17 protein-coding genes are annotated in these 23,884 nt (G+C 50.7%); 3 read left to right on the forward strand and 14 right to left on the reverse strand.

Going from position 1 to position 23,884, the window contains the following annotated elements; translation table 11 throughout:
- Nucleotides 1-4: 4 nt before the first annotated feature.
- Nucleotides 5-1,201 (forward strand): MFS transporter, encoded by a 1,197-nt coding sequence (locus AB4Z29_RS29030; protein ID WP_441946439.1) that lies wholly within the window; start codon nt 5-7, stop codon nt 1,199-1,201.
- Nucleotides 1,202-1,258: 57 nt separating this feature from the next.
- On the opposite strand, the gene tyrS is transcribed toward AB4Z29_RS29030, so the two are convergent.
- From tyrS to AB4Z29_RS29055, 5 genes are all read right to left on the reverse strand, one after another.
- Entirely contained in the window at nt 1,259-2,548 is a 1,290-nt protein-coding gene (tyrS, locus tag AB4Z29_RS29035; protein WP_441946440.1) for a tyrosine--tRNA ligase, read from the reverse strand.
- A gap of 543 nt (nt 2,549-3,091) precedes the next feature.
- On the reverse strand, nt 3,092-3,589 hold the full coding sequence (locus AB4Z29_RS29040; protein WP_441946441.1) for an SRPBCC family protein: 498 nt from the start codon (nt 3,587-3,589) through the stop codon (nt 3,092-3,094).
- Nucleotides 3,590-3,696: 107 nt separating this feature from the next.
- Nucleotides 3,697-5,094 (reverse strand): threonine synthase, encoded by a 1,398-nt coding sequence (thrC, locus tag AB4Z29_RS29045; RefSeq protein ID WP_441946442.1) that lies wholly within the window; start codon nt 5,092-5,094, stop codon nt 3,697-3,699.
- Nucleotides 5,095-5,249: 155 nt separating this feature from the next.
- The gene (locus tag AB4Z29_RS29050; protein ID WP_441946443.1) at nt 5,250-8,936 is read right to left on the reverse strand and encodes an S-layer homology domain-containing protein; all 3,687 of its coding nucleotides are present in this window, start codon (nt 8,934-8,936) and stop codon (nt 5,250-5,252) included.
- A gap of 387 nt (nt 8,937-9,323) precedes the next feature.
- On the reverse strand, nt 9,324-9,983 hold the full coding sequence (locus tag AB4Z29_RS29055) for a pentapeptide repeat-containing protein (protein ID WP_441946444.1): 660 nt from the start codon (nt 9,981-9,983) through the stop codon (nt 9,324-9,326).
- A gap of 263 nt (nt 9,984-10,246) precedes the next feature.
- On the opposite strand from AB4Z29_RS29055, the gene AB4Z29_RS29060 reads away from it, so the two are divergent.
- Nucleotides 10,247-11,506 (forward strand): hypothetical protein, encoded by a 1,260-nt coding sequence (locus tag AB4Z29_RS29060; protein WP_441946445.1) that lies wholly within the window; start codon nt 10,247-10,249, stop codon nt 11,504-11,506.
- On the opposite strand, the gene AB4Z29_RS29065 is transcribed toward AB4Z29_RS29060, so the two are convergent.
- From AB4Z29_RS29065 to AB4Z29_RS29105, 9 genes are all read right to left on the reverse strand, one after another.
- Nucleotides 11,507-12,349 (reverse strand): carbohydrate ABC transporter permease, encoded by an 843-nt coding sequence (locus tag AB4Z29_RS29065; RefSeq protein WP_441946446.1) that lies wholly within the window; start codon nt 12,347-12,349, stop codon nt 11,507-11,509.
- Between the two features lie 16 nt (nt 12,350-12,365).
- On the reverse strand, nt 12,366-13,247 hold the full coding sequence (locus AB4Z29_RS29070) for a carbohydrate ABC transporter permease (RefSeq protein ID WP_441946447.1): 882 nt from the start codon (nt 13,245-13,247) through the stop codon (nt 12,366-12,368).
- Nucleotides 13,248-13,385: 138 nt separating this feature from the next.
- Nucleotides 13,386-14,741, reverse strand: coding sequence for an ABC transporter substrate-binding protein (locus AB4Z29_RS29075; RefSeq protein WP_441946448.1), 1,356 nt, complete (start codon nt 14,739-14,741; stop codon nt 13,386-13,388).
- A 144-nt stretch (nt 14,742-14,885) separates the two neighbouring features.
- Entirely contained in the window at nt 14,886-16,475 is a 1,590-nt protein-coding gene (locus tag AB4Z29_RS29080) for a response regulator (protein WP_441946449.1), read from the reverse strand.
- 5 nt (nt 16,476-16,480) lie between these two features.
- A complete protein-coding gene (locus AB4Z29_RS29085) occupies nt 16,481-18,283 on the reverse strand; it encodes a sensor histidine kinase (protein ID WP_441946450.1) in 1,803 nt (600 codons plus the stop codon).
- A gap of 163 nt (nt 18,284-18,446) precedes the next feature.
- Nucleotides 18,447-20,084 (reverse strand): sensor domain-containing diguanylate cyclase, encoded by a 1,638-nt coding sequence (locus tag AB4Z29_RS29090; RefSeq protein ID WP_441946451.1) that lies wholly within the window; start codon nt 20,082-20,084, stop codon nt 18,447-18,449.
- A gap of 249 nt (nt 20,085-20,333) precedes the next feature.
- A complete protein-coding gene (locus AB4Z29_RS29095) occupies nt 20,334-21,500 on the reverse strand; it encodes an amino acid--ACP ligase (RefSeq protein ID WP_441946452.1) in 1,167 nt (388 codons plus the stop codon).
- The gene (locus AB4Z29_RS29100) at nt 21,415-22,545 is read right to left on the reverse strand and encodes a hypothetical protein (RefSeq protein ID WP_441946453.1); all 1,131 of its coding nucleotides are present in this window, start codon (nt 22,543-22,545) and stop codon (nt 21,415-21,417) included. The genes AB4Z29_RS29095 and AB4Z29_RS29100 overlap by 86 nt, the downstream gene beginning before the upstream one ends.
- Before the next feature lie 45 nt (nt 22,546-22,590).
- Nucleotides 22,591-22,863 carry an acyl carrier protein gene (locus tag AB4Z29_RS29105; RefSeq protein ID WP_441946454.1) on the reverse strand — a complete coding sequence of 91 codons (273 nt, stop codon included), beginning with the start codon at nt 22,861-22,863 and terminating at the stop codon, nt 22,591-22,593.
- A 118-nt stretch (nt 22,864-22,981) separates the two neighbouring features.
- Here AB4Z29_RS29105 and AB4Z29_RS29110 point away from each other — a divergent pair, with 118 nt between their 5' ends.
- On the forward strand, nt 22,982-23,833 hold the full coding sequence (locus tag AB4Z29_RS29110; RefSeq protein WP_441946455.1) for a helix-turn-helix transcriptional regulator: 852 nt from the start codon (nt 22,982-22,984) through the stop codon (nt 23,831-23,833).
- The last annotated feature ends 51 nt before the right edge of the window (nt 23,834-23,884 follow it).

Here is a 23,884-nt window from a genome sequence, read left to right on the forward strand (position 1 = left end):
CTGTATGTCTAACGCTTGGAAAATTTACATGCTGGCTATTATCAGCTTTCTGGTTGGTACTTCTGAATTTATTATCGCCGGCATTCTAGATAAGGTTGCGGCTGATGTTGGGGTATCAGTATCGGCTGCTGGCCAATTAATAACCGTATTCTCGCTCGCCTATGCATTCGGTACCCCGATCCTTATGGCGGTTACCGCACGCATGGAACGGCGCAGTCTGCTTCTCTACTCGCTTGGCGTATTCGCTGTCGGCAACTTAATTGCCGTTATGCTGCCTGGTTTTACTTTCCTGATTGTATCCCGGATCGTATTAGCGCTCAGCACAGGTGTCTTTGTCGTCACCGCATTAACCGTCGCCTCCAAGCTTGCACCGGCAGGCAAGCAAGGCAGTGCGATTGCGACGCTCGTTATGGGCTTCAGCACCGCTTTAATTATTGGCGTTCCGCTCGGCAGACTGGCCGCTTCCGTTTACGATTGGAAGCTCATCTTCGGAGTAATCGGTTTGCTTGGACTTCTGGCGATGCTGATTATCGTTACTACGATCCCGCAATCCGGCGGTGAAGCACCCGTTCCGATTCGCAAACAGCTTTCATTGCTGAAACAACCGAAAATCGCTATCGCCTTAACCGTAACCTTTCTGTGGATCGGCGGTTACTCCATCGTATATACGTACATCTCGCCCTTTTTATTAACCGTTACTAAGCTTAGCGAGCAAGGCGTCAGCATCGGATTATTCGCATTCGGCATTGCGAGCCTCGTCGGTTCCAAAATCGGCGGATTCAGTACAGACAAATGGGGGGCTCCGCGAACGCTCGTCAGCGGTATGCTATTCCATACCGTTGCACTCATTCTGCTCTCGTTTGCCGGGCAATCGCCGGTCATCGTCTTCCCGCTGCTGATGCTATGGGCGTTCACAGCTTGGTCATCCGGCCCAACACAGCAGTATCACCTGATGTCACTCGCTCCAGAAGCATCCGGCATTATGCTTAGCTTGAACAGCTCTGTTCTCCAGCTGGGCATGGCAGCAGGCGCAGGCCTAGGCGGCGTAATCGTCGAGCAAGCCTCGCTCACCTCGATCACCTGGATCGGAGCAACAGGCGTCATCCTTGCCGCAGCAACAGCAGCCACCTTTTTCGGAGTCTCCCACTCTCGCTCCCGCCGCAAAGAAACGGAGCGCACAGTAGCTGCTCCAGCCAAGTAAGGCATCTACAAACAAGCAGGCCGCCTATAATAGGCGGCCTGCTTGTTTGTCTTTATCTTATTCAAACCGAACAAAGAAATAGTTTTTCTTGCCGCGCCGAAGCACGACGTATTTGCTATGCAGCTTGTCTTCTGTGCCAATTATGGCTTCGGCATCTGTCTGCTTGGCTCCGTTAATCGAAATCGAGCCGCTCGTGATATCCTGCTTCGCTTGGCGGCGAGATGGCGCTGCTCCCGATTCAATCAGCAGATCCATCAACGGAAGCTCGTCCCGCCCGTTTATAACCGTTGTGGGCATATCCTGCAGCGCTTCGATCAATTCCGCTTCGCTCAGCTGATTAACATCCCCCGAGAAGAAAGCCTGTGTAATTTTCTCCGCGCTGTCCAGCGCCTCCTGGCCGTGTACAAGGCGAGTAATCTCGCGTGCGAGCTCGCGCTGCGCCACGCGTTTTTCTGGATGAGCCTCAAGCTCCTGCTCCAATGCTTCGATTTCCGCGCGCGAGAGGAACGTGAAATATTTCAAAAACTTAATCGTATCGTTATCCTCCGTGTTTATCCAAAATTGGTAAAACTGGTAGGCCGATGTTTTGGAGCGGTCCAGCCAAATCGCACCGGATTCGGATTTGCCGAACTTTTTACCGTCGCTTTTGGTTACAAGGGGCATCGTCATGCCATAAGCGTCCCCGCCGCCCATTTTACCAATAAGGTCGAGCCCGGCAGTTATGTTGCCCCATTGGTCACTGCCGCCGATTTGCAAAGCGCAGCCATGCTCCTGATGAAGCTTATGGAAATCGTAGGCTTGCAGAATCATATAGCTGAACTCGGTGAAGGAGATGCCCGATGACAATCGGGAATCAACGGAATCCTTGGCGAGCATGTAATTCACCGTAAAGTTTTTGCCAACGTCCCGCAGAAAGGTGATCACGTCCAGCGGAGCAATCCAGTCGTAGTTGCTCACCAGCTTGGCTGCATTGTCGGCAGCATCGAAGTTTAGGAACCGCGAAAGCTGACGCTTCAGACTCTCCGTCCACTGCGCTACTGTATCCGACGTATTAAGCGACCGCTCCGATGAGCGTCCGCTCGGATCACCGATCAGACCGGTGCCGCCGCCTACCAGCGCGAGCGGAATATGGCCCGCCTGCTGAAAGCGCCGCAAGCATAGAATCGGAAGCAAGCTTCCGATATGAAGGCTATCCGCTGTCGGGTCAAAGCCGCAGTATAATACGACACGCTCGCTTGTCAGCTTTTTATGTAATTCCTCGCGGTTCGTGAATTGCTGTACTAGTCCCCTGTACTCCAGATCCGCCAAAAGATCGTCTTGATTAATTACTGCTGTTTCGTTTGTCATGCAGCTCTCTCCTCTATCGTTTCATCCAGCTAGCATCAAGCCCCAATAAGGCCATAGGTTCGCCGTTCGCGGTTAATTTTTAGTGACGCCTGGCCTGCGCCTGCGAATCGATTTTCTAATGAAAACATCGCAGATGACCAAAGACACACCTACCAAAGCATTGGTAAAGGCTACAAAAATGAATTTAAAACGGATAACCGCCCATCCTTGAAATATAATACACCGTAAACGCCAAAATCCCAAGCATGTTTACCGTGAAAATATAGCTTTTGCGTAATAAAAGTGCTACGCATGCTGCAATTACCGCCAGTACGGCTGCTGTTCCTAGCGTCAGCAGATTATGCTCTGCAAACCGTATCCTTCCGTAGGTTCATATAAGGGTCCGCCATTGGCGCCGGCTGTTGCCGATCCTATAAAGCAGCATCAGTATGGCAAATATAAAAAAACGGAGATCCTTATTTTCAGCATGCCGTTCTCCTATTCATTCGCCCCAAAGACCTATCGTCCTGAGAGCAGAACAAGTCGTGGTACCACCCAAATTCGCTAAGGATTACCATGCTGTTTCTTTGTTATCTCTGCGAAAGCTTGAACATACTGCTCATATTTGGTTTGCCAGCTAGCCTTACGGTTTATTGCAGCACTGCCATCCATGAGCGATTGAATCACATCCAAGCACACGTCCCAACCGGCAATGTCTCTAGGGGTATGCGCTGTAATCGTGATAAGCTTCTCCACTAGAACTAATCGGCAGCCGTCGAACTCCGGTATTAATTCAAAACGAACCTGATCCTTATCCCATGCAAAAGCAAGCACTTCCTGCTCTTTAAACTCCAGAATCGCAAGCTCTTCAAAGGTTCCATCCTGCATGTCAAACGTAATCACACCGCCTTCGCGCAAGTCCTGAACACGAAGCTCCGAAAACCATTGCACCAGCTTATCGTTTTCAGTGAGCCATGCCCAAACGCTCTCAGGGGAGTGCTTGAAATCACGTTCAAATCGAACCTCGTACCCATCTGCCGCTTGTTTTATGGTTGCTAGCATACGATCTCTCCTCATTGACTTCGGTTTTTAATGCATGTAACAAGTCTTTGATTAAAAAGACTGCAGCGCAGGATCGCTCCTTTGCTGCAGTCTGGTTGATGTCATCATTATTTAGCGTTATAGAATGCTTCCAGCTGGCTGACAACCGCGGCAAGCGACCCGTCTACGCGCGTCTGGCGCTGTTCTTTGTGGAATAGCGACGCAATCTGTTCAGGGAACGTCTGCTCAATGCCGCAAAGCTCGATGGCTTCATTGAACTTCGCAGGATGTGCGGTTGCAAGCGACACGGTGATTTCCGAGCCATCGCCGTATTTGTCAGCCGCCGCAACGCCGCAGGCCGAGTGAGGATCAAGCAAATAGCCGCTATCGGCTTTGTATTTCTTAATTGTGCTTAGGCATTCTTGGCCTTGTACGCCATGCGCGCCAAATTCCGCCTGTACCTTGCTTAGCGCTTCGCCGGCGATCACGATTTGGCCCTCTGCTTTGAACTGGTCCATCAGTGTCCGAATTTGTGCGGCATCCTCGCCTAGCACATAATACAGGTAGCGCTCGAAGTTGCTCGCCACTTGAATATCCATCGACGGGCTGTACGTGCTGCGGAAATCTCCCGGCTTGTACACGCCTTCCAGTATGAAGCGCTCCAAAATATTGTTCTCATTGGTTGCCAGGATCAGCTTGCCAACAGGAAGCCCCATGCGTTTCGCCAAATAACCTGCAAAAATATCACCGAAATTGCCGGTTGGCACGCTGAAGTTCACTTGCTTCGCATCGGTCTGCTTCACCACTTGGAAGTAGGCATAGAAATAATAAACGGTCTGTGCCAATATCCGCACAAAGTTGATGGAATTAATCGCCGCAAGCTGATTCGTCGCTTTAAAATCAAGATCTGCGAATAAATCCTTGATCATGCGCTGGCAATCGTCGAAGTTGCCGTCAACGGACAAATTCAGTACATTGTCTTCCTGAACCGTCGTCATTTGAAGCTCCTGTACTTTGCTGACCTTGCCATGCGGGTGAAGGATGCATATTTTAATGCCATCCTTGCCTTTAACGCCTTCAATAGCCGAAGCTCCCGTATCGCCGGAGGTAGCCCCGAGAATATGGATTTTCTTATTCTGCTTAGCCGCTACGTATGTGTACAGCTGACCCATGAATTGCAGGGCAATATCTTTGAAAGCGAAGGTTGGCCCGTGGAATAGCTCCAGCAAATAAAGATCATCCTTCAGCTTGCGTACCGGCGTTACTTCCGGATCGCGGAAGGTTGCATAGCTCGCGTACACCATGTCCTTCAAATCCTGCTCCGGAATTTCCCCATTCGTATAATACGAGAATATAGCAAGTACAAGCTCTTGATAGCTTAGCTCCTGCCATTCCTTTAACGTTTCAGCCGAAATAACGGGGATCTCGTTCGGAACGAGCAGGCCTCCGTCATTGCCAAGACCCATCATAAACGCATCGATAAATCCGATTTTGCCAACATTGCCTCTTGTACTAATGTACTCCATTCGTAAATAGCCTCCTACATGCGCACCATTATCGTTATTTAAATCATATCATCGTTTTCCATAATAATCGATTCTTTTCACCACAGTATATCATTTTTATTGGTCAAAAATAAACGAAAGGCATCCAGATATACAGAATGCCTTTCGTTGTTTTATCATTTTATAACGTTTGCAACAATCGTCGCGATTTCGGCACGGGTAATCTTATCCTTCGGCCGGATCGTTCCGTCCTCATAGCCTGCTATAATACCGGCCTTCGTCAATGCCTCGACTGCCTCCTTCGCCCAGCTGGATACGCCGGAAAGATCGGTAAAGGCTTGTGTGCTTGTTCCCGTCGTCTGAATCCATTGATCCCCCAGCGCACGGTACAAAATAACAAAGGCTTCCTCCCGCGTCATCTCCAGATTAGGCTTAAAGCTGCCGTCCTGGAATCCGGTTACCACTCCCGCTTCATATAGTCCTTTCACGTATTGGCTATACCAAGCGGCAGCTGGAACATCTTCGAAGCTTGATTCTCCTGCTGCCGTGTTCAGATCAAGCAATCTGTACATGACGGCCATAAATTCCGCTCTGCTCATCTGCTTATCCGGCTTGAAGCTGCCGTCCGGGAATCCTCCCAATATGTTCTTGTCGGCAAGCTTGTGTATCGCAGTTGTCGCCCAGTGGCCTTCGGTATCCGCGAACACTGGATTTGGGCTTGCACTTGGGCTTGGACTAGACACAGGCGGTGATATCGTTGTTGGTGTTGGTGATATGACTGTACTTGGCGTTGGCGATGCGGTTGCATCTGGTGTCGGCGTTGGCGTTGGTGTCGCCTCACCGCCTGTCTCTTCCTCCTTCTCTACGGTTACCGTCGCTGTTGCGATATACGCTCCGTCTACTGAAGTTGCAGTAATAACCGCCACCCCATGCGATGCTGCTGTCACAATACCCGCCTCGCTTACTGATGCAACAGCGTCATTCGAGCTTGACCATGTAACCGCCTGATTAGCCGCATCCAGCGGAGCGATCGCAGCGGTGAGCTGTTCCTGCTCGCCTTCCTTAAGCGTAAGCTCGGTTTTGTCTATGGAAACGCCTGTTACGCGAATACCAAGGCTCTTCGCCACGACAATCCAGCTGATTTGGGGATCGGAGCTGGATGTGCCTGCATTCGCCGAACGATGTACGGTTAGATCCAGCTTTCCATCCGCAATGGCTACATCAGTATAGCTAAGCACATCCGTTGCTGCCGTAAAGACATAGCCGCTTGTCTTGACTTCCCCGTTCACAATAATGTCTGCAATTCGTTTGCCGTTTGAGTATTGAGACCACGGATCATAAAGACCGACATATACGTCATAGTCGCCGTTCTCTAGATCAAAGCGATAAGCAAGATCATCACCCGCATTCGATTTCAGATACCTCAGGGAGCTGAAAATATCACCGCTGCTCGTACCGGAGGTCAGCGTGTTATCCCCGATATAACCCCAGCTTTGGCTATTTTCCGGGTCATATTTCTGATCGATCGTTTCTCCGTTCAGTACTTTCCCTGCTCCCATAAGCGCAATCATATCCAAGTAGTCCGCGGTAGCTGCGCCGCCTGCGTTTACGAAATACGCGCTGCTCTCTGGAATAACGTAAAGCTGATACTCCACTTTCTTATTCGCCAGCTTCGTAAGCGTACCGCTGACGCGTACGGTGCCTGGCTTTTGGAAAGAATCCGCGCTTACATTCCAAGCAATTGGCGTATCCTTAACCGTTCCGTTTGACATCGTCACATTGACCGTGTTCGGGAACACAGGGGCTTTGCCAATTACCGTACTGGTAGGCAGCGACGTATTGACCGTCACCTTGCCCATTCCTTCTAGCATTTCAAGCGTCCACTCGTCCTGCCAGCGGAGCGCGATTTCGTCATTTTGGCCGAATTCGATTGGCAGCCAAATGTACCTGGAATTACCCAGATCATTCTGATTCCAACGGTCTCCCATATAAATGAATTTGCCCGCAGCTGCATCAACCGTAATGACCTGCGTGCTTTGCGAGCCGAAGGTCGTTGCGCTTCCAGGTGCGACGTCGCGCATCGTCTTCCACGGTCCCATAATATCGTCAGCAACCGTATACTTGCCGACGTTAGGAGCCCAGCCAGTCGCGCCGGACGTGATCATATAATACTTGCCTTGGTATTTGAACAAAGCTGGAGCTTCGCGCTGGGCAAGCGGGAATACACGTACATAATCGACGCCATGCACCGCTTTATACTGCGTATCACGCTCGGCGTTGCCATCCTTATGCCATCCGACGACATCCGTATAGGATTCATTGAGCTTGGAGATGTAGATCGTCAGGTTTTCCTCGCTCGAATAAACCAAGTACCCTGTGCCGTCATCGTCTTTGAACAACGTCATATCGCGAGCCATTCCCGGCTGGCTTGGCTGGCCGTCATCGGTTGCGCCTGCAGGCGCTTGATCCATTCGATCGCTTCTCTGATAGACGAACGGTCCAAGCGGCGAATCGCTAAGCGCATAGCCTGCTTCCGCTTTCGCGTAGTTGGCTGTAGAAGTCGCGCTTGGGCCATCCGTATGCATCCACATGACGTATTTTTTCGTCAAATCGTTGTAGATCACTTTCGGACGCTCAATAATCCGATCGGTGCCGATATCGTTCAGAATATCCGCTTTATCCGTACGGTCAGCATACAGTTCAGAGATAAGCGGATCATTAACAAAATCATCCGCAGATCCGATCGCTGTCAGCGCGAGTCCATGATCCTCCCAATTGTACAAATCTTTTGACGAGTAGACTCTCACCCCTCTGGCAGGCAAATAACCGAAGGTTTTATCCTCGCCATACCAGTAATACGTTTCGGTTTCCTCGTCGTACATCATGCCTGCTCCATGTGCCTGAATGAGCGCACCGTTCGTATCCCGCCACACCGCACCTGGCTTAAAGGATGCGTTCGGCGCGTTGATTACAAGCTCAGCTACCGCTTTTTTCAGAGTCACAATTGCTGTAATGATTTGCTCCTGAACAGCAGGCTCCGTCACGTCGGCATTGCTTCCCGCCAGCGTCTGCTTCAGCGTCTTGCTTTCCTGAATAACCCGGCTCAGCTCAGCCAGACTGTAAGTCGTGTATGCTGTATTCGCCAATTCCGCTTCGGCAGCAGTGACCTGATTATCCAATTCAGAGAGCGGTATGGTTATGTTTTGTCTAATGATTAAATAACTAATAAGCGGATCGTTATAATTGCTAAGCGCAGCGGTCGCTGGCCCTTGAATGCGTACATTCAGCTGTCCGTCCATTACGGCAAGCTTTCTATAAGTGACTACCTTCTCGGCACCTTCCGCGCCAATGGCCAGGTCTCCGCCTGAAACGTTATTTCCTTCCACCAGAAGATTAACGCTGCGTCCGCTCCACGGATTGTTGAAGCCAAACGTTACGTCGTATTCACCCGCTGGCAGCTCAAAATCATAGGCCAACGCTTTATCTCTCACCTGCGTGCCGTTATAGTATCGTACGGAGCCCGATTTGGTCGATGCGTCGCGCACATTCGTTCCGCTTGTTGTCGTAACCAAGCCCCACGCTTTGGACGTGACGGGATCAATCCCGTATACCTGCTCCGTCACGGAGCTATAGAGACCGAGTTTATCCGTGCCTTCCACGGTAGCTGGCGTCTGGTCCCCCGCATTGACGAAATAAAGAATGTAGTCGTTATCTTTCAACTCCTGATCCGTGAAATCAGCGGCTATCGCTGTCGTTGTACCCTGCTCATCGTTATCTGCATAAGCAGGCGCCCATGATGATAGAAAGGAAGCGAGTAGGGAGCAGCATAACGCCAAGGACAGCCATTTCTTCTTTTTAAACAATCGAATTCCTCCTTCAACCTTCTTGATCGCTCACATTGGTTGCGCTTTCACTTTGGATGCTGAACGTCATCACGAATGATAACGAAGATGAAACAGCGATTCAACTGAACAATGCGAACGAGGGTGAACTCCCGAGAATACGTCATGTTTCGGCTCCAGAATCACCATAATGTTCACTCAGGTACGATATATTCACAAACCAAAAAACGCTGTTCATACCCAGGCGAGGCAAAACCGCACCGATTCACTTGAAGGTATCTGCATGGCCCTGCGCATCCCAAATGGGAATAATCTTGGAGGGCATAAAGCTCCCTTTACAGCAAAAAGAAGATAGCTGCATGCTCGCGGCTATCTTCCAAGTACTCCTATGCTGCCGATTAAGGCTGCTTAATTCGTGCCGTCGTCTACAACTAGGCCGAAATGCGTCGCGAATGTAATCGCCTGCGCCGGTGAAATAATGCAGCGCCTCAAGTCTTCCAATCCCGCGCCAATGGCATTAAACTCGCAGCTGCTAATATCGACGCCGCCAAGCTTTGTTTGCGAGAACTGCGCTTGATCAATATTCGCTTCCTTCATATAAAACTGCGCGATCGTCATATTCGAGAGATCCGCCTTGGCCAGCGACGTCTTCTCGAATTTCACGCCTTTGGCATTCGAGAAGCGCAGCACCGCATAATCCGCGTAGCACTGCTCGAACCAAACGTTGCGCAGCGTCGATCCCGTTATATCCATACCAAGCAGCTTGCAATTATGGAAGGAAACGCGGTGCAGGATAACCTCGCTCAAATCGATATTCGATAGATCGCAGTTTACGAACCGAACATCGGTAAACTCCGCTTTGCGCAGGCTCGTCCCGCGAAACACTACGTTTTGAAACACGACTCTATCGAAGCAGGGCTTATACGCCGATTGATTGTGAATGCCGCAATCCTCTATGATGCTGTCGCTAATTTCATGCTCGTCCGCCCATTCGTAATCGGGTACGTCAAGCGCCGTAAGCCCTTCTGGTATCTTAGGCAGATCAAGCTTCTTTTCCTTGCCGGACATTAGTAACAACCTCCTCCTGCGGCAGCTTCTTGGCTAACCGCTCAACCTAACCTACATTATATCGGATAACCTTTCGGTATTGCAGGCTCATTAGATGTCAATTGTATGACGTTCGCTTTGCGGCTTGCATCCATATCCTTAATGACTTATTAATCCTCCCCATCTATAATGAAGAAACGAACACGTCACATTACAATCCAGCCCTTAGGGGAGCTGCTTAGCTCCGATATGGGGTTATAGTCATAGAGATACGGAGGTGCGCGATGAAATACGAGATGACGCTGGAGCAGCGCGACCGCATTATGGAGCAGCTGTCAGAGGAGCAACGCCATTTCCTGCACCATGAACTTGTTCGCGGCAGAAGAACGTTGTTCGCCAGGCAGCTTGCGCGCAAAAAATGTCAATTCATTCCCGAGGATGCGCAGTTCGAGGACATCGAGTCCTTTATCGAGGAGTGGGATTATATCGGGTTTACCGACAGCGGCGAGGTATCGCCGCTCACCAAGTGCGAATGCGGACGCTCGCTGCGCTATCAGCACCAGGTGCTTCATGTGCCAACGAATACCATTCGATACTTCGGCATCGAGCATTTGCAGCTTCATACCGGTATTGATGCGAAAGCGATCGCTGATATTATGAAAGGCTTCGATGTGCTTGACGGGGAACTGAATGAGGTGCTTAGCAAATACCAGAATGGCTGGCAGCTCGGACAGCATCTGTTCCTGCCGCTTCCCGAGGAGCTGGAGGTACCGCTCGATATTCAGGCGCAAATCGATGCCGGGCTTCCGCTGCTCGATCGGCAGCTTGCGCGTATCCGCAGAAGGCTTCACGAGCTTGATGTCGTGAATAGAAAAAAGCGGCTCGCGGCCGCTTTGACTTATTATGATGCACCAGCGGATATAGGCGATGATCCCCGGGAACCCGAGTCTGTGCAGATAACGGATACAGCGGGTGATCCTCCTCCACAAGACCAAACAGATGCAGAACCCGATTCCGTACAGGGCTCCTTCCTCTTTGGCGAGGATGCTGTGCAGCAAGGAGCCTTCAGCTTCGGAGAATCCGATAGCGGGCAGGCCGCTTTCGTGTTCGATGAACCGGCAGGCAGCCAAGGCGCGTTCGTCTTCGACGAGGAAACAGAGAGCCAAGGCGCTTTTCTGTTTGATGAGCCTTCTGCTTCGCCCAATCAAGATGCACAAACGTTCGAGGAGGCCGGCAGAAAGCTCGGCGCTGCCATGCGGAGAGAGACTGAAACAAGCAGCTCAGACGCCAAACGTTCCAGTCCGTTCTATCTGCCGCCTGCGGCGCAAAGCGTCGTGAGCGACGCGCTCAAATACGGACGCATCAGCACGCTTGCCATCACCAACTTCCTCATTGAGCAGAAGCTCGTGCAGGATACGCGAATGTCTACCGGCAAGCCTGCGATTTATATCGCCGTCGCTGCCTATATGGACAAGCTCTCGGCAGAGCGTCTTTGCGAGCTCACATCCAGCAATTCCGAGGATCGCGTGTATGAGAAATTATAATTAACCTTTGACAGCCGAGCCGACGGTAAGCGCGTTCTCTACCTGTTCACTGAACAGGATGTAGATCAGAACCGTTGGCAGGCTCGCAATGGTCATTGCCGCTCCCATAGCGCCCCAGTCCGTCGTGAATTGCCCTTGGAAGAACAGCAGGCCGAGCGGCAGCGTCTTCAAGCTTTCCTTGGTAATGAGAATGACAGCCATCGTGAACTCATTCCATGAATTGAGGAAAATAAAGATGACCATCGTTGCAAGCGCGGGCTTGATGATCGGCAGCATGATGCTGAAGAACGTCCGGTAAATGCTCGCTCCGTCAATGCAGGCCGATTCTTCCATTTCAATCGGAATACTGCGGAAGAAGCCGTAAAATACCATGGAAGCAAATGAAATGTTAAAAGCGATATACGGAATGATCAACGCCCCGTAAGTGTTAGCCAGGTTCAAATCCCTCACGAGAATCGCAAGCGGAATCATAATGACTTGAATCGGTATAAACATGCCCACAAGAATATACGTATGCGCGATTTTGCTGAACCGCCAGCGCAGCCTTGCAGCCGCATAGGAGAACATAACCGCAAGCAGAATAGCCCCCGCTACAGTCGCTACCGCAACCAATAAGCTGTTCATAAAGTAAGATGGCACATTATATTTCGACCATGCCTCTACGTAATTCTCGAACCGCAAATGCACAGGCGGTCCAAACGGATTCGTTACGAAAATTTCATCATTGTTTTTGAGCGAATAAAAAATCATCCATACGAGCGGATATACGGACAATATGGCGTACAGCCATAAAAAAATTTGCATGCTCAGGTTGTTTTTTCTAAGCTTCATCATCCAGGTCATCTGGGGCACGCCTCCTCTAGTATGAAATGCGTTCTCTAGCAATCAGCCGGTTAATAATAAGCGTCGCGATCAGACATTCAATGACGAGAATTGCCGCCGCCGCGCTGCCGTAACCAAACTCTCCTACTCGGAATGCAGAACGATACATGAGATAAGTGAGCGTGTAAGTCGAGGTGCCAGGTCCCCCGCTTGTCATGATATACATATTGGCAAAAGCGTTCAGCCCGCCTGTAATCGCGAATACGAGGCAAAATTTGTACGTTTCCGCCATCATGGGAATATTGATCTTCAGAATGGCTTGCAGCTTCGTCGCCCCGTCAATGCGGGCAGCTTCCATATATTGTTCAGGAACGGACTTCACGCCCGCAAGCAGAAGGGCGAAGTGATACCCCATATACTGCCACGCATTTACGAACGCAATCGCGATAATTGCCGACTTGCTGCTCGTAAGCCAATCCTGCTTGTATTCAAGCCCAATGACTTCGAATATTTTGTTGATCAGCCCATATTCGCCATTATAGATAGACAGCCACAGCTGACAAACGACCGTAATCGAAAGCACAACCGGTATGAAAAAGCTAATGCGCAAAATTTTGCGCCCTTTGAACTTCGCATCCGCAACCGCGAAAGCTAGAATCGAGCCGATCCCAATCTGGGTTACCGTAATGATTACCGCGAAGATTAGGCCGTTCTTAAGGGAAGTGAAAAACAAGCTGTCTTGAAACAGTCTCGTGTAGTTGTCGAACCAAATGAAAGTGCCCTCCGAAAGTCCATCCCACTCATACATGCTGCGAAAAAACGTCTGGACGATCGGGTAAAATACCATCACGGTGTATAAGAGGAGAGCAGGCAATATAAACAAAAGTATCGCTGTCTTGTTCCCCAGAAATTTGTTCATTTCATCACTTCCTCTGCAAGTCTGACTATCCGTTCCAAGCTGCGTTATGCCGTTAGAGAACGAGAACCCACTCCGGTTGTTGCTTACGGGAGTGAGTTCCGCCTCGTTTACCCTTTATTTCCTTTACTCCATTTGCTGCTATTTCGCTGCTGGAACGGCTTTGCTCACGTCCTCGATGAACTGCTCTGCGCTGTATGCGCCGGTCATCAGGCTTTGTGACGCATCCTCGATGGCTGCTTTGAACTTCGCGTCAGACAAGCCCCATGCGAATGAAGTCGTGCTTGTGATTTTGGCAATGTCGTCAGACAGCTGCTTCATCATCGGAGGATATTCGGTAACGATCGCTTTATCTACCTTTGTAGAAACGAGCGGATTGGCGCGCTCCGTATATTTGTACTCCGCGTATTTGAGCGAGATGAATGCGGCTACCTTAGCCGTTAAATCCTTGTCCTTCGTATCCGGGTTTACCGCATAGCCGCCCGGTCCGCCGCCGCCGCTGAATGCATATTTGCTAGCTTCGTAGTTCGCTGCGTCTTTGCCTGGGAAGTACATCCAGCCTGCTTTGTCTCCGAGCTGCTTCGTGGATTCGGCAATTTCCCATTGTCCATTCAGGAACATCGCCGCTTTGCCTTGGTGGAACAATGCCGCTGCTTGGTCATAGTTGAGGTTCGTTGCGCCTTTGGGAAGCATGCCTGCTTTCACAAGCTCGATAATTTTATCCGCTGCTTCCTTGTAAGCAGGATCGCTCACGCTTGCCTGACCTTTATCAAGCTTCAGAATGCCTTGCGGCTCGCTGCGCGTTACGAACATGTCGAACAATGCAACCGTCGGCCATTTCTCTTTGGCGAAGATCGACATTGGCGTAATGCCTGCCGCATTAAACGTCGTAACCGCCGTCATCAGCTCGTCGTAGGTGGTTGGAACCTTTACGTTGTTTTGCTCGAACAGCTCTTTGTTGTAGTAGAGCAATACGAATTCATTGCCCGCATATGGGAATGCATACGTATGTCCGTCGTCTGCTACGAGCGTGTTCATTGTGCTCGGGAACATTTTGTCCTTGAAGCCAAGCTCATCGACGTAGGAGTCCAGCTCAAGAATGTTGCCGGATTTTTTGAACGTGGTTATGATATCAAGACCCGCTTGGAAAATATCAGGCAAGTTACCCGTTGCCGCGTAAGTCTTTAATTTCTGGCCGTCATCCTGTGCCTGCACTTCAAGCTCAAGCTCAACGTTCGGCATTTCTTTCTTCAATTCCGCTACCGCATAATCGTAAGGAAGCTTCGTATCGTCATCGGCATACTGCGCATAAATCCGAAGCTTAACCGGCTTAGCGTCGTCCTCCGGTTTTGTTTCCTCCTGCGCGGCGTTTGTCGCCGTCTCTTTGTTTCCTTCATTAGCCGCTTTGTCGTTCACTGCTTCATTGCTGCCCGCGGAGCCGCAGGCTGCCAAGAATACCAAGCAAAAGCTCATCGCCGCAATTGCAAGCTTTTTCATCGTTTGACCCCCTAATGTTTGTTCTAGCCAAAGCTTTTTGTTCACGCTCTTTACATTTCTGAGTATAAGGAAATCAGCGAAGCTTGATAATGAAGAAACTGCGTGCTTTTGGTAAAATCCGCAGGTTTTCGCAATAAAGAGCCGCTAATGGCGGCTCTTTTCGTACTCGCTAGGGGAATATCCGTAAAACTTTTTAAAACTTTTACTAAAATATCCCGAATCGTTATATCCAACCCTTTCCGCAATGTCCGTTAACCTTACGTTATTGCGGCTGAGCAGCTCCTTCGCCTGCTGCATCCGGTATTGCGTTAAGTAATCGCTGACCGTAATGCCGATCTCCTTCTTGAATACCGCCCTCAAGTAGCTGGCATTAATAAATACATGCGAAGCAATCTGGTCCAGCTGCAGCGCAGGGTCCGCATAATGGTTCTCCATGTAGGCTTTCGCTGCCTTGGCAATTTGGGAGGATCGGGTATTGCGATGCTTGCTGTTGTAAGTCACAGCCTTGCGGAACAGCTCCTTAAGCCAGTCGAATGTCAGCTCAGCCGATTCCAGCTTGCGAATCTCGTTATACGGAAAGAACTGATCGCCGAAGCAATCCTCGACAGGATGGCCGGATTCCTCGAAGTAAGATAGGTTCACCGATACAAGCCCCATGCAAATGACATAAATATAATCGATAGGCAGCCTTCGCTCCCGTATCGTCTGGAACACATCATCCAGCTTCCGTTCAATCGCTTCCCAGCTATTCAGACGCAGCAGCACGAGCAGCTCCTCGTTCACCTCTGTAGGATAAAAAGGCTGGTTGCCGCTGCTCGGCAGCTGCTCCCCATAAGCGATTACCCTGTCATTGCCGAGCACGAACTTATTCTGCAGCGCTTCAAGCGCTTCAAGGTAAGAGGAAGCTACCCCCTTGAAGCCGTCCTTGCTGTGTCCAACGCCAACGGTAATCGTGAATTTCAAATACTTCTTGATGAGAAAACAAAGCTTCTTGTAGCCTTCCAGCGTTGGTACTTCGTCTGCAAGACCTCCCTGATGGCGAGCGAGCGCTACGATTCGTCCCTCAGGCCCGTTGAATATCAAATAATTGCCGCTCTCCTCCATCGCCTCGTTCAGCACATTCGTGACCGCATATTTCATCAGCAGCCGGTCGCTGGCCTTGCTCCACTTGCGGTCCATATGGTCAATCTCGATACAGGCTGCGACATATAGGCCGGATTCCGCATACACGCCGAATTGCTGCAGCCGCTTGATGGTCTCAGGCTCTGTGAGCGCATATTCACGGCTTATCAGCTGGCTGAGGAAGCTCTCTTTCATCAGCTCCGTGTTCTCGCGAAGCGTAACCTTCTCCTCCTGCGCCTTCTGATGCTGCTGTCTCAGCTTCACAAGCGTAAGCAGCAGCTCATCCTTGGAGAAGGGCTTCAGGATGTAATCCTCAACGCCAAGCTTAAGCGCTTTGCGCGCATATTCAAATTCATTATGTCCCGTAATCAATACGATGCTGATCTCCGGATACTGCTCCCTCAGCCGCTCGGCCAGCTCCAGCCCGTCCATAAACGGCATCGTAATATCAACGAGCGCGATATCCGGCTGTTCTATGGCAACCATCTCCATAGCTTCTTGGCCATGCTTAGCTTCCTGGCTAATGACGAAACCGAGCGTTTCCCAGTCCAGCACCGTTTTCAAATAGTCTCGAAATATAACCTCATCATCCACGATCATTACCTTCTGCATCGCTGCTACCGCTCCTGTTCCGCTTGATAGGGAAGCTCTGCCGTCACCGTCGTGCCGAGCCCGCTCTCGCTCTCGATTTGTATGCCATACGGCTCGCCGAAATAAAGCTTTATCCGTTCATGCACACTGTTTATTCCATAACCAACCTGCTGCTGCGCGCCGCTCATGCTTGCTCTTAGATCATGAAGACGCTCCTCCGTCATGCCCGCCCCGTCATCCTTTACGATCAAGACAACCTTCTGATCCTCGCACCTAGCCGTAATCGTCAACAGCCCAAACGTCATCTTATTCTTCAGGCCATGGTAGATCGCATTCTCCACCAAAGGCTGAATGGTCAGCTTCGGAATCATGCTGCCCAGCACCTCAGGCTCGACGTCCATCTCATAATTGAAGACGTCTGAGTAGCGGATTCGCTGAATGGACAAGTAATCCTTGACGCTCCGCAGCTCCTCCTCCAGCCTAATTTGATCCTTGCCTTGGCTGAGCGCAACCCGGTAGAAATCCGCGAGCGCCTTCGTCGTGCGCTGCACGTCCCGAGCCCGTCCCATCTCCGACAGCGTATAGATCACATCCAGCGTGTTATACAGGAAATGCGGCTTGATCTGTGCCTGCATAAGGGCCAGCTCGTACTCCCGCTTCTTCTTCTGCTCCGCGCTGATGTTCACCAGAAGCTCCTTGACCCGACCCATCATCGTATTGAAGCCGGAAGCGAGCAAACCAATCTCATCGCCAGAGTTCACCTCGATCTGCTGGTCAAGGTTACCTTCTTTCACCTTCTTCATATGGCGCGATAAGTGGACGATCGGCTTTGAAATCACATTGGACAGCAGCCTGGCGACGAAGAGCGCGATAACAAAACATACGAGGCCGATCAGCAGAATCAGCTTCGTAATCTTTCTCGTATCCTCCGTTAGCAAATCATAGGGCACCTGGGAAATCAGTTTCCAGCCCAGTCCCTGCATATCGCTGCTGATCAGCAGCATATCCCCATCCCGAGTCGACTGGACCTTCGCTCCAGCCGCGTTTTTCTGCACCCATTCCAATAAGGAGGGCTCCGTAATCGGCTGCAGCACCTCATCCTCCTGCTTAGAGGAGACGATGCGCCCAGCCGTATCCGCGATATAATAAGAGCCTTCCTTAATCGAACCGATATCCTCATACACGGCCGACAAAGCGCTCTCCCTAATATTCAGAATGACGTAGCCGATCGGAACGCCCGTATTAATATTCACGATACGCTTGCCGAGCGTAAGAATCGGTTCCGTTTCATTATTCACGAGATAATTGCGTTTTTGCATCGGAAACCAAATATTCGCTCCGTTTGATTGCTCCAGCCGTCGCAGCAGCTCGCTTCCGGCCGCAAGCTCCCGCTTGCTTTCCATACTCGTATTGGAGCCGTATATATGATAATCGGGATCAATGAATGCTGCAGACTCCACATCGGGAAATACGACCAGCGCGAAGCTCAGCTGATTCGTGATTTTGGTATAAAGCTGCAGCTCCGACATCTGTCCTCCCGCTCCCGACTGATCCTCGACCAGCACCTTGTTCATATTCAGCGTGAGCATATTCGCCGCATTGACTGCATTGGCAAGCTTGCCGTTAATCTGGGTAATGATCAAGGATGAATTATCCGATACGCTCTTTACCGTTCTCTCTACGATCGCATTCGTATAGATTTGATTGGAGGCAAAGCCAAGCACGAACAAGGGAATAATAATAAGCGGGACATAGACGAGCGTAATTTTGTTGCGGATTAATCGATTGCGGAACCATTCGAACCGTTTCAGCCGGTTGTATACGTTCACTTGATGCCCCCCTGAGCAAGTTTAAGCTGTTTTTTTACTCATTTTACTAAATAATATACGGCGAACGTAAGCGCTTAATCAATGGGAAATAAAAAAGCGCAAGACGATAGGCATTTAGCCCGTCTTGCGCTTTTCTATTTCCTTGCATGTTTCGCCTAGCAATCTACATCGAATACCGGATTTCATGATAAAAGATCACTCTGTTTTTCCCGTTGTTTTTGGAGGCATACAGCGCTTCGTCCGCCAGCTTAACGACTGCCAAAATCTCACTGCTATGGTCAGTCCATATGGCTCCGCCTATGCTGCAACCGATCTCTATCGGATGGCCCTCGAGCAGAAACGGCTCGTTGAGCGATTTGATGATGGCATTGGCCTTCATTCTAGCATCTTCAACTGCCGTATTCTGTGCAGCTGGCATGAGCATAACGAATTCATCTCCGCCCTGCCTGCATAAAAACTCGTTGCCTTTGATATGCAGCCGCAGCCGGTTTGCCACCTCCTGCAGCAGCAAATCTCCGGTATGATGACCAAACGTGTCATTCACGTATTTAAACCTGTCCAGATCAAGGAACAGCACTGCGATCGTCTCTCCCGCCTCCCCGACTTGCTTCACAGCCTCCGGCAGAAAGCTGTCAAACGCAATTCGATTAGGAAGGCCTGTAAGCCGGTCGCTATGCGCCAGCCCTTCCATCTTGCCGAGCTTCGATTCGGTCTTGACTAGCGTGCCGAGCAAGTCGCGAAGCGATGAAGATAAAATTTCAATTTCTTTTATTCCGCGCAAATACGGGATTTCGGCTTGCTCATCATTACGCAGATGGTCTGCTGCTTGGGTTAAACGGCTAAGCGGCTTCGCAATATTTCCCGCTAGCATCCATCCGATTAACGCAAATACGAAAGCCGAAATAATGCCCAGCTTCACGATATATTCCCTCAAGCTATAGGCCGTTTGGTAAGCGATCGATTCCTGCTGCCTCACAATAACCGTCCAGCCAAGCCCCTTGTATTGATCATGTCCCTCCGCGAACGCATAACCGTTCAAGTACGATTTTCCGTCCGGCCACTGCTCAACCTGCCAGCCGCTTTTGCTTGAGCGTGCGTTCTGGATACTCGCAAGATTCAGCTTGTTGCCCTTCATCGTGTCAGGCCCAAGCAGCACCGTATCATCCTGCGCCACGATAAATACTTCAAGCTGTTCTTTCTTGCTAAGAGGCTTCAATATCGTATCCTGTACTTCCTTCGCCCATTCCCAGCTTAAGTGAGCCGCCAGCACGCCTTTGAAGTTTCCCGATTTGTCATATACAGGCGTACTGATATCTACAAGCTGCAGCGGCTCGCCCGAAGCATTCGGAATGAGCTTCGCGAGCAGCACAGCATCATGGACGTCCCCAATAAAAGTTTCCTTTAAGGCGTTTTTGAATACGGGCCGTTCCCCGATACTTTTGCCAACAAGAATTTGATCGGTAGCCGCTTTGACGACACCGTTCTCGTCTGTTAGTCCAACCCAGGAATAGGCTGGAAAGTTCTTTTTCAGCTCATCCAGCAGCAGCTGCGCGTTCGCTTCCCCACCTGCTTCGGTGAATGAATCGATTTTGCTCAAAATATTGATTTCGCCCATCCATGACCACATGTAATGGTCCAGCTTATCGCTCATCTGGTAGGCAAACCCGGCGAGTGAATCTCCGACTTCGGCTTCTATTTTTTTAGTAGATTGTTTGTTGATAGACACGCCTAGGAAAACCGTAAGAATAATAATAAGTACAATTATGGTTATGGCCGAATAGGTTCTTAAACTGATGGACATTTGTCTGCTCCTTCGAACGCTTGGGATCCATTTACTTTATCGAATTATAGCAGAAAAAGACGATTAATCCCTCCATTTGCCGAAAATCATTCCCTTTGGGCGAAATGCTTCATGCTTGCATGATTCACGTTGTTTTAACCAGCGTTTATTGCAGCTTTCTGCACTGCAGTTCCTAACACGCAGCAAAGCCGACTAGGAATACGTTCCCAGCCGGCCTTGGCCTTTGCTTTTGTTAATTAAATGATCCCCTCATCCTTGCGTTGCCGGCATCATGGCACGGCCATGAAGCCTATCCTTGACGGCCGACGGCCATTCGTCCCATGCACCATATTCCGCCAGCAGCGCAAATGCCCACCTGTCTATGCCAAAGGCCACGCAGCCCGATGACCACGGCAAGCCAGCGGGACCCTTGACGTCGAACGGCTTGCAGAGCGAATCCCCCATATGGTTAAAAGAGGCGATGGAAAATGTGCTGCGGGCCGGCGTTTCCACCAGCAATTCGTATTTCATCGACGCCATCTTCTGATGTTGGATTTTAAGCGCGTCTTCCGAGAAATAGAAGGGATCATTCGCCGTCGTCAAGCTTCCGTGCAAGCCCAGTTCGACAAACAACGACCAAATTTCCTCCATCCACCAGCCTCGTTCTTCCTCCACGAAATCCGTGTCTCCGACGAATACGACTTCCCTCATGCCGAATTCAGTTAGTCGGTGGTTGCCCACCCTCCACTCCGCTTCGTGACGGAAGCAATTGCCCATTGCGGTAAGCCGCACTGGCCCGTCCAACACTTGCCCGGAAAATTCGGCATAACAGTGAAAGCATACAGCAGGAGCCAAGGCGTGCCGGCTTTGCCTGGCAAGCGCTGTGGGGTCCGCAGCCGATTTGACCTGCCTGAGCGTGTCATACCGATGGGGAAACTCGCCCACCACGAACAGATTTTGCGGGAAAGAGCGGATATAACCGCATTTCTCCAGCGTTTCAATTCCAATCATGGAGGGGTATCGGCGCAGTGCAGCTCCCCTGCGGACCGCCATCTCTTCGAACAGCCGGTCGAGCAGCCCGATCAGCCTTACCGCATAATCACGCTTGACGCTTCCGTCCACCGCGTACGCTTGCTGTAGCGTCTTCTCGCGGCCGTCATCGAAGCCCCCTTCCAAAAAAACCGATCTTGCGGGAGTTTGCTTAATCGTCCTGCTTCCAAGCGTGCGGATCCCTCGTTCCTCGGCGATCATCGCTTCTACCGTCGCAGCAATCGCCTCGCAGGACTCCAAGCTTACGGGCTCAATGACAACCTCCATCATTTCGGAATCCCAGTCGCAGCTGCGAATGCCCTCAATGCTGTATGCCAGCTTGGACATCAACGATTCTGCCTGGTTTGCGGTCAGTATGCCCTTGCAGGACAACCGAATTTTCTCCACTCAAAGCACCTCCCTTATCATACATGGGACGATGATGCGTCCCTGCTATGGCCTTGTTCAACAATTCCTTTTCCAGTCTTGCCCCGTCGGACAGGAGAGAGGATACCTTGGCGACGCTCCGCTTGTCTCCGCTCACCGAATATTTGAGCAGCAGGCCTACCGCGATCCCATGTCCTCTCTCCACCTCGGAATAAGCCGATTCGAGCGAAGCATCCCGCAGGAAATCGTGCTCGAGCATGAAGCGGAGTCTTCTATGCATGAGCTTTTTGTGCTCCCACAAAATATGCAGCAAGCGGATATCTGCCACGTCCCGCTCCTGCTCAATCCCTTGCAAATATTCCTGAATACGGTCATACACCTTAATCCCGTACGTATTTTCCAAACATAAGTAAGAATGCGGCTTCCATCCCCTGACATACCGGTCCATCGCGTCCACGACGGACAACGAATCGAAGGCCGTATTTCTCTCATACTGAAAATAGGTTTTCGGCTTAAAGGATACCGACATCACTCGCCGGTCAAACCAATCGCTGTCCGGATCGGCTGCCGCGTAAGCAGCCTCCATCTCCGCGAAGGAGCAGGACGTCTCGACGTATCTTCCTCTCCGCATATTGTCCGCGATATGCAGCGTCCCCGCTGCCTTATCGTAGCCGTAAATAAACATGTCATGATTGTGCGCATGCCTGCCGTAAGCGTCGGATTCCCGAATATGCGATTGATCGGCCAAAAAATACACGTACTGCCCCATATCAATGGCGTCGATCGCGAATTGGACGATGCTTCCGTTCCATTTTTGCGCTACGGTGTCCCGGTGCATGAATTGAAATTGAAGCCACGGACAGTCGAACAGCAGCGGGTCAAAGAAGCTATCCTGTTTGTTGGTATAGTCGATTTTGCGGAGCGAACCGAAATAAACGAGTTGAATAAAATTGTTGTACACCCACGGGAGCGTCTCCTCCCGGTTCCCGATCATGCAGAACAAATGGGCGATGTTGGGATACGTCTTGTAATCGTGGTCGTGCATGGGCAGTCGTTTCGTTGTCATGACGTCATCCTCCTTCAGTGGATTGTCCTAACGAACACCTCTTACCTAGACCGCTGAGGCCATTTTTCTGGCAATGCTTGCGGCAAACTGATCGATGGTGGCAAAATAATCGATGATCAGCTCGTCATCGTCGAACGCGATATCAAAATGCTGTTCGATGTGAACAAGCAGTTGAATCATTCGAAGCGAGTCCACGCCCATATCGCGAATCTGGGCATAGATATCCGCATCGAATTCCAGAGCCGGATTATCGGTCATTTCCGCAATCTTTTTCTTCAAATATTGAACCGTATCGCTGCTCGCGGCATGAATGGACATGGGGCACACTCCCGTCTATTAATTGTTTTCTCCGCCTCGCCCTTTTTAGCTATAATAGCTATATCTGGAATCCGCAGCTAAGTGCCGGCCTCATGATGATGGTTAAGGGGGATAATTCATGTTAGAATGGCAGATTTCCCGGTTAATTCCGCTAAGCTTCGACCGTTTCCAAAATATCTCCCGGGATGAGTGGACAAGCTCCGGCTTCCAACTGCTGTGGTCGCCGCAGCAAAGCTTCGCTTGCGATGTCGGCAATGCCAAGCAGACCCTGGCAGCTGGCCAGCCGCTTCTGATCGCGCCTTTGCAGAACGTCAGGCTCACCTCAGGCGAATTGCCTGCTCTCCAGTCGGCCGCATTCCAATTCCCTTCTCTTCTTGAATTAGACAGCTTCCCTCCATCGCTGAAGGGCTATATCAATCCACTCAGCAAGCAGCTATTATTGCAGCTCCAAGCTTATCAACTGCCTATGGATGCGGAGGACAGCGTCGCGCGCGTTCATGTCAGCAGCCTGCTGTTCTCCTTGCTGATGGAGAGCTTTCTTCTGCCGGACAACCCGTCCGCTCTACCTCAGGCGGAAGAAATACGAGAGCCCTCAGCCCACCCTTCCAAAGCCCATAAGCGTAAAAAAAGCAGTCTGCCCATCGTCTATGCCGTGAGGTATATGCGCAAGCATCTGGGCAATCCCGATCTCTCGCTTCAGGAAATCGCCGGCGCGATCGGATATAATCCCAACTACTTCTGCCAGGAATTCAGCCATATTTTCGGTGTGTCTCCGATCCGGCATCTGAACGAGCTGCGGGTTAGCAAGGCGCTTCATTACCTGGAGAATACGGACACCCCGGTCAAACAGATCTGTGAGCACGTCGGTATCCGCAACCCCGGCAATTTCACCGGCATGGTCAAAAACAGGCTCGGCATGACGCCTATCGAATACCGGAGACGTTATCGAGCGAGGACGATGGATGTATGAGAGTAATGGTCCGATTTATGAGAATAATGCTACGCTGTGTGAGAATAATGG

The sequence above is a fragment of the Paenibacillus sp. 2TAB23 genome (assembly GCF_052115165.1).
Taxonomy (GTDB): domain Bacteria; phylum Bacillota; class Bacilli; order Paenibacillales; family Paenibacillaceae; genus Pristimantibacillus.

Coding starts and splice junctions, on each gene's coding strand:
- AB4Z29_RS29065 (WP_441946446.1), bottom strand. CDS start 12,349: ATGACCTGGATGATGAAGCTTAGAAAAAACAACCTGAGCATGCAAATT.
- AB4Z29_RS29075 (WP_441946448.1), bottom strand. CDS start 14,741: ATGAAAAAGCTTGCAATTGCGGCGATGAGCTTTTGCTTGGTATTCTTG.
- AB4Z29_RS29055 (WP_441946444.1), bottom strand. CDS start 9,983: ATGTCCGGCAAGGAAAAGAAGCTTGATCTGCCTAAGATACCAGAAGGG.
- AB4Z29_RS29100 (WP_441946453.1), bottom strand. CDS start 22,545: ATGACAACGAAACGACTGCCCATGCACGACCACGATTACAAGACGTAT.
- AB4Z29_RS29040 (WP_441946441.1), bottom strand. CDS start 3,589: ATGCTAGCAACCATAAAACAAGCGGCAGATGGGTACGAGGTTCGATTT.
- thrC (WP_441946442.1), bottom strand. CDS start 5,094: ATGGAGTACATTAGTACAAGAGGCAATGTTGGCAAAATCGGATTTATC.
- AB4Z29_RS29080 (WP_441946449.1), bottom strand. CDS start 16,475: ATGCAGAAGGTAATGATCGTGGATGATGAGGTTATATTTCGAGACTAT.
- AB4Z29_RS29090 (WP_441946451.1), bottom strand. CDS start 20,084: ATGTCCATCAGTTTAAGAACCTATTCGGCCATAACCATAATTGTACTT.
- AB4Z29_RS29110 (WP_441946455.1), top strand. CDS start 22,982: ATGTTAGAATGGCAGATTTCCCGGTTAATTCCGCTAAGCTTCGACCGT.
- tyrS (WP_441946440.1), bottom strand. CDS start 2,548: ATGACAAACGAAACAGCAGTAATTAATCAAGACGATCTTTTGGCGGAT.
- AB4Z29_RS29105 (WP_441946454.1), bottom strand. CDS start 22,863: ATGTCCATTCATGCCGCGAGCAGCGATACGGTTCAATATTTGAAGAAA.
- AB4Z29_RS29070 (WP_441946447.1), bottom strand. CDS start 13,247: ATGAACAAATTTCTGGGGAACAAGACAGCGATACTTTTGTTTATATTG.
- AB4Z29_RS29030 (WP_441946439.1), top strand. CDS start 5: ATGTCTAACGCTTGGAAAATTTACATGCTGGCTATTATCAGCTTTCTG.
- AB4Z29_RS29060 (WP_441946445.1), top strand. CDS start 10,247: ATGAAATACGAGATGACGCTGGAGCAGCGCGACCGCATTATGGAGCAG.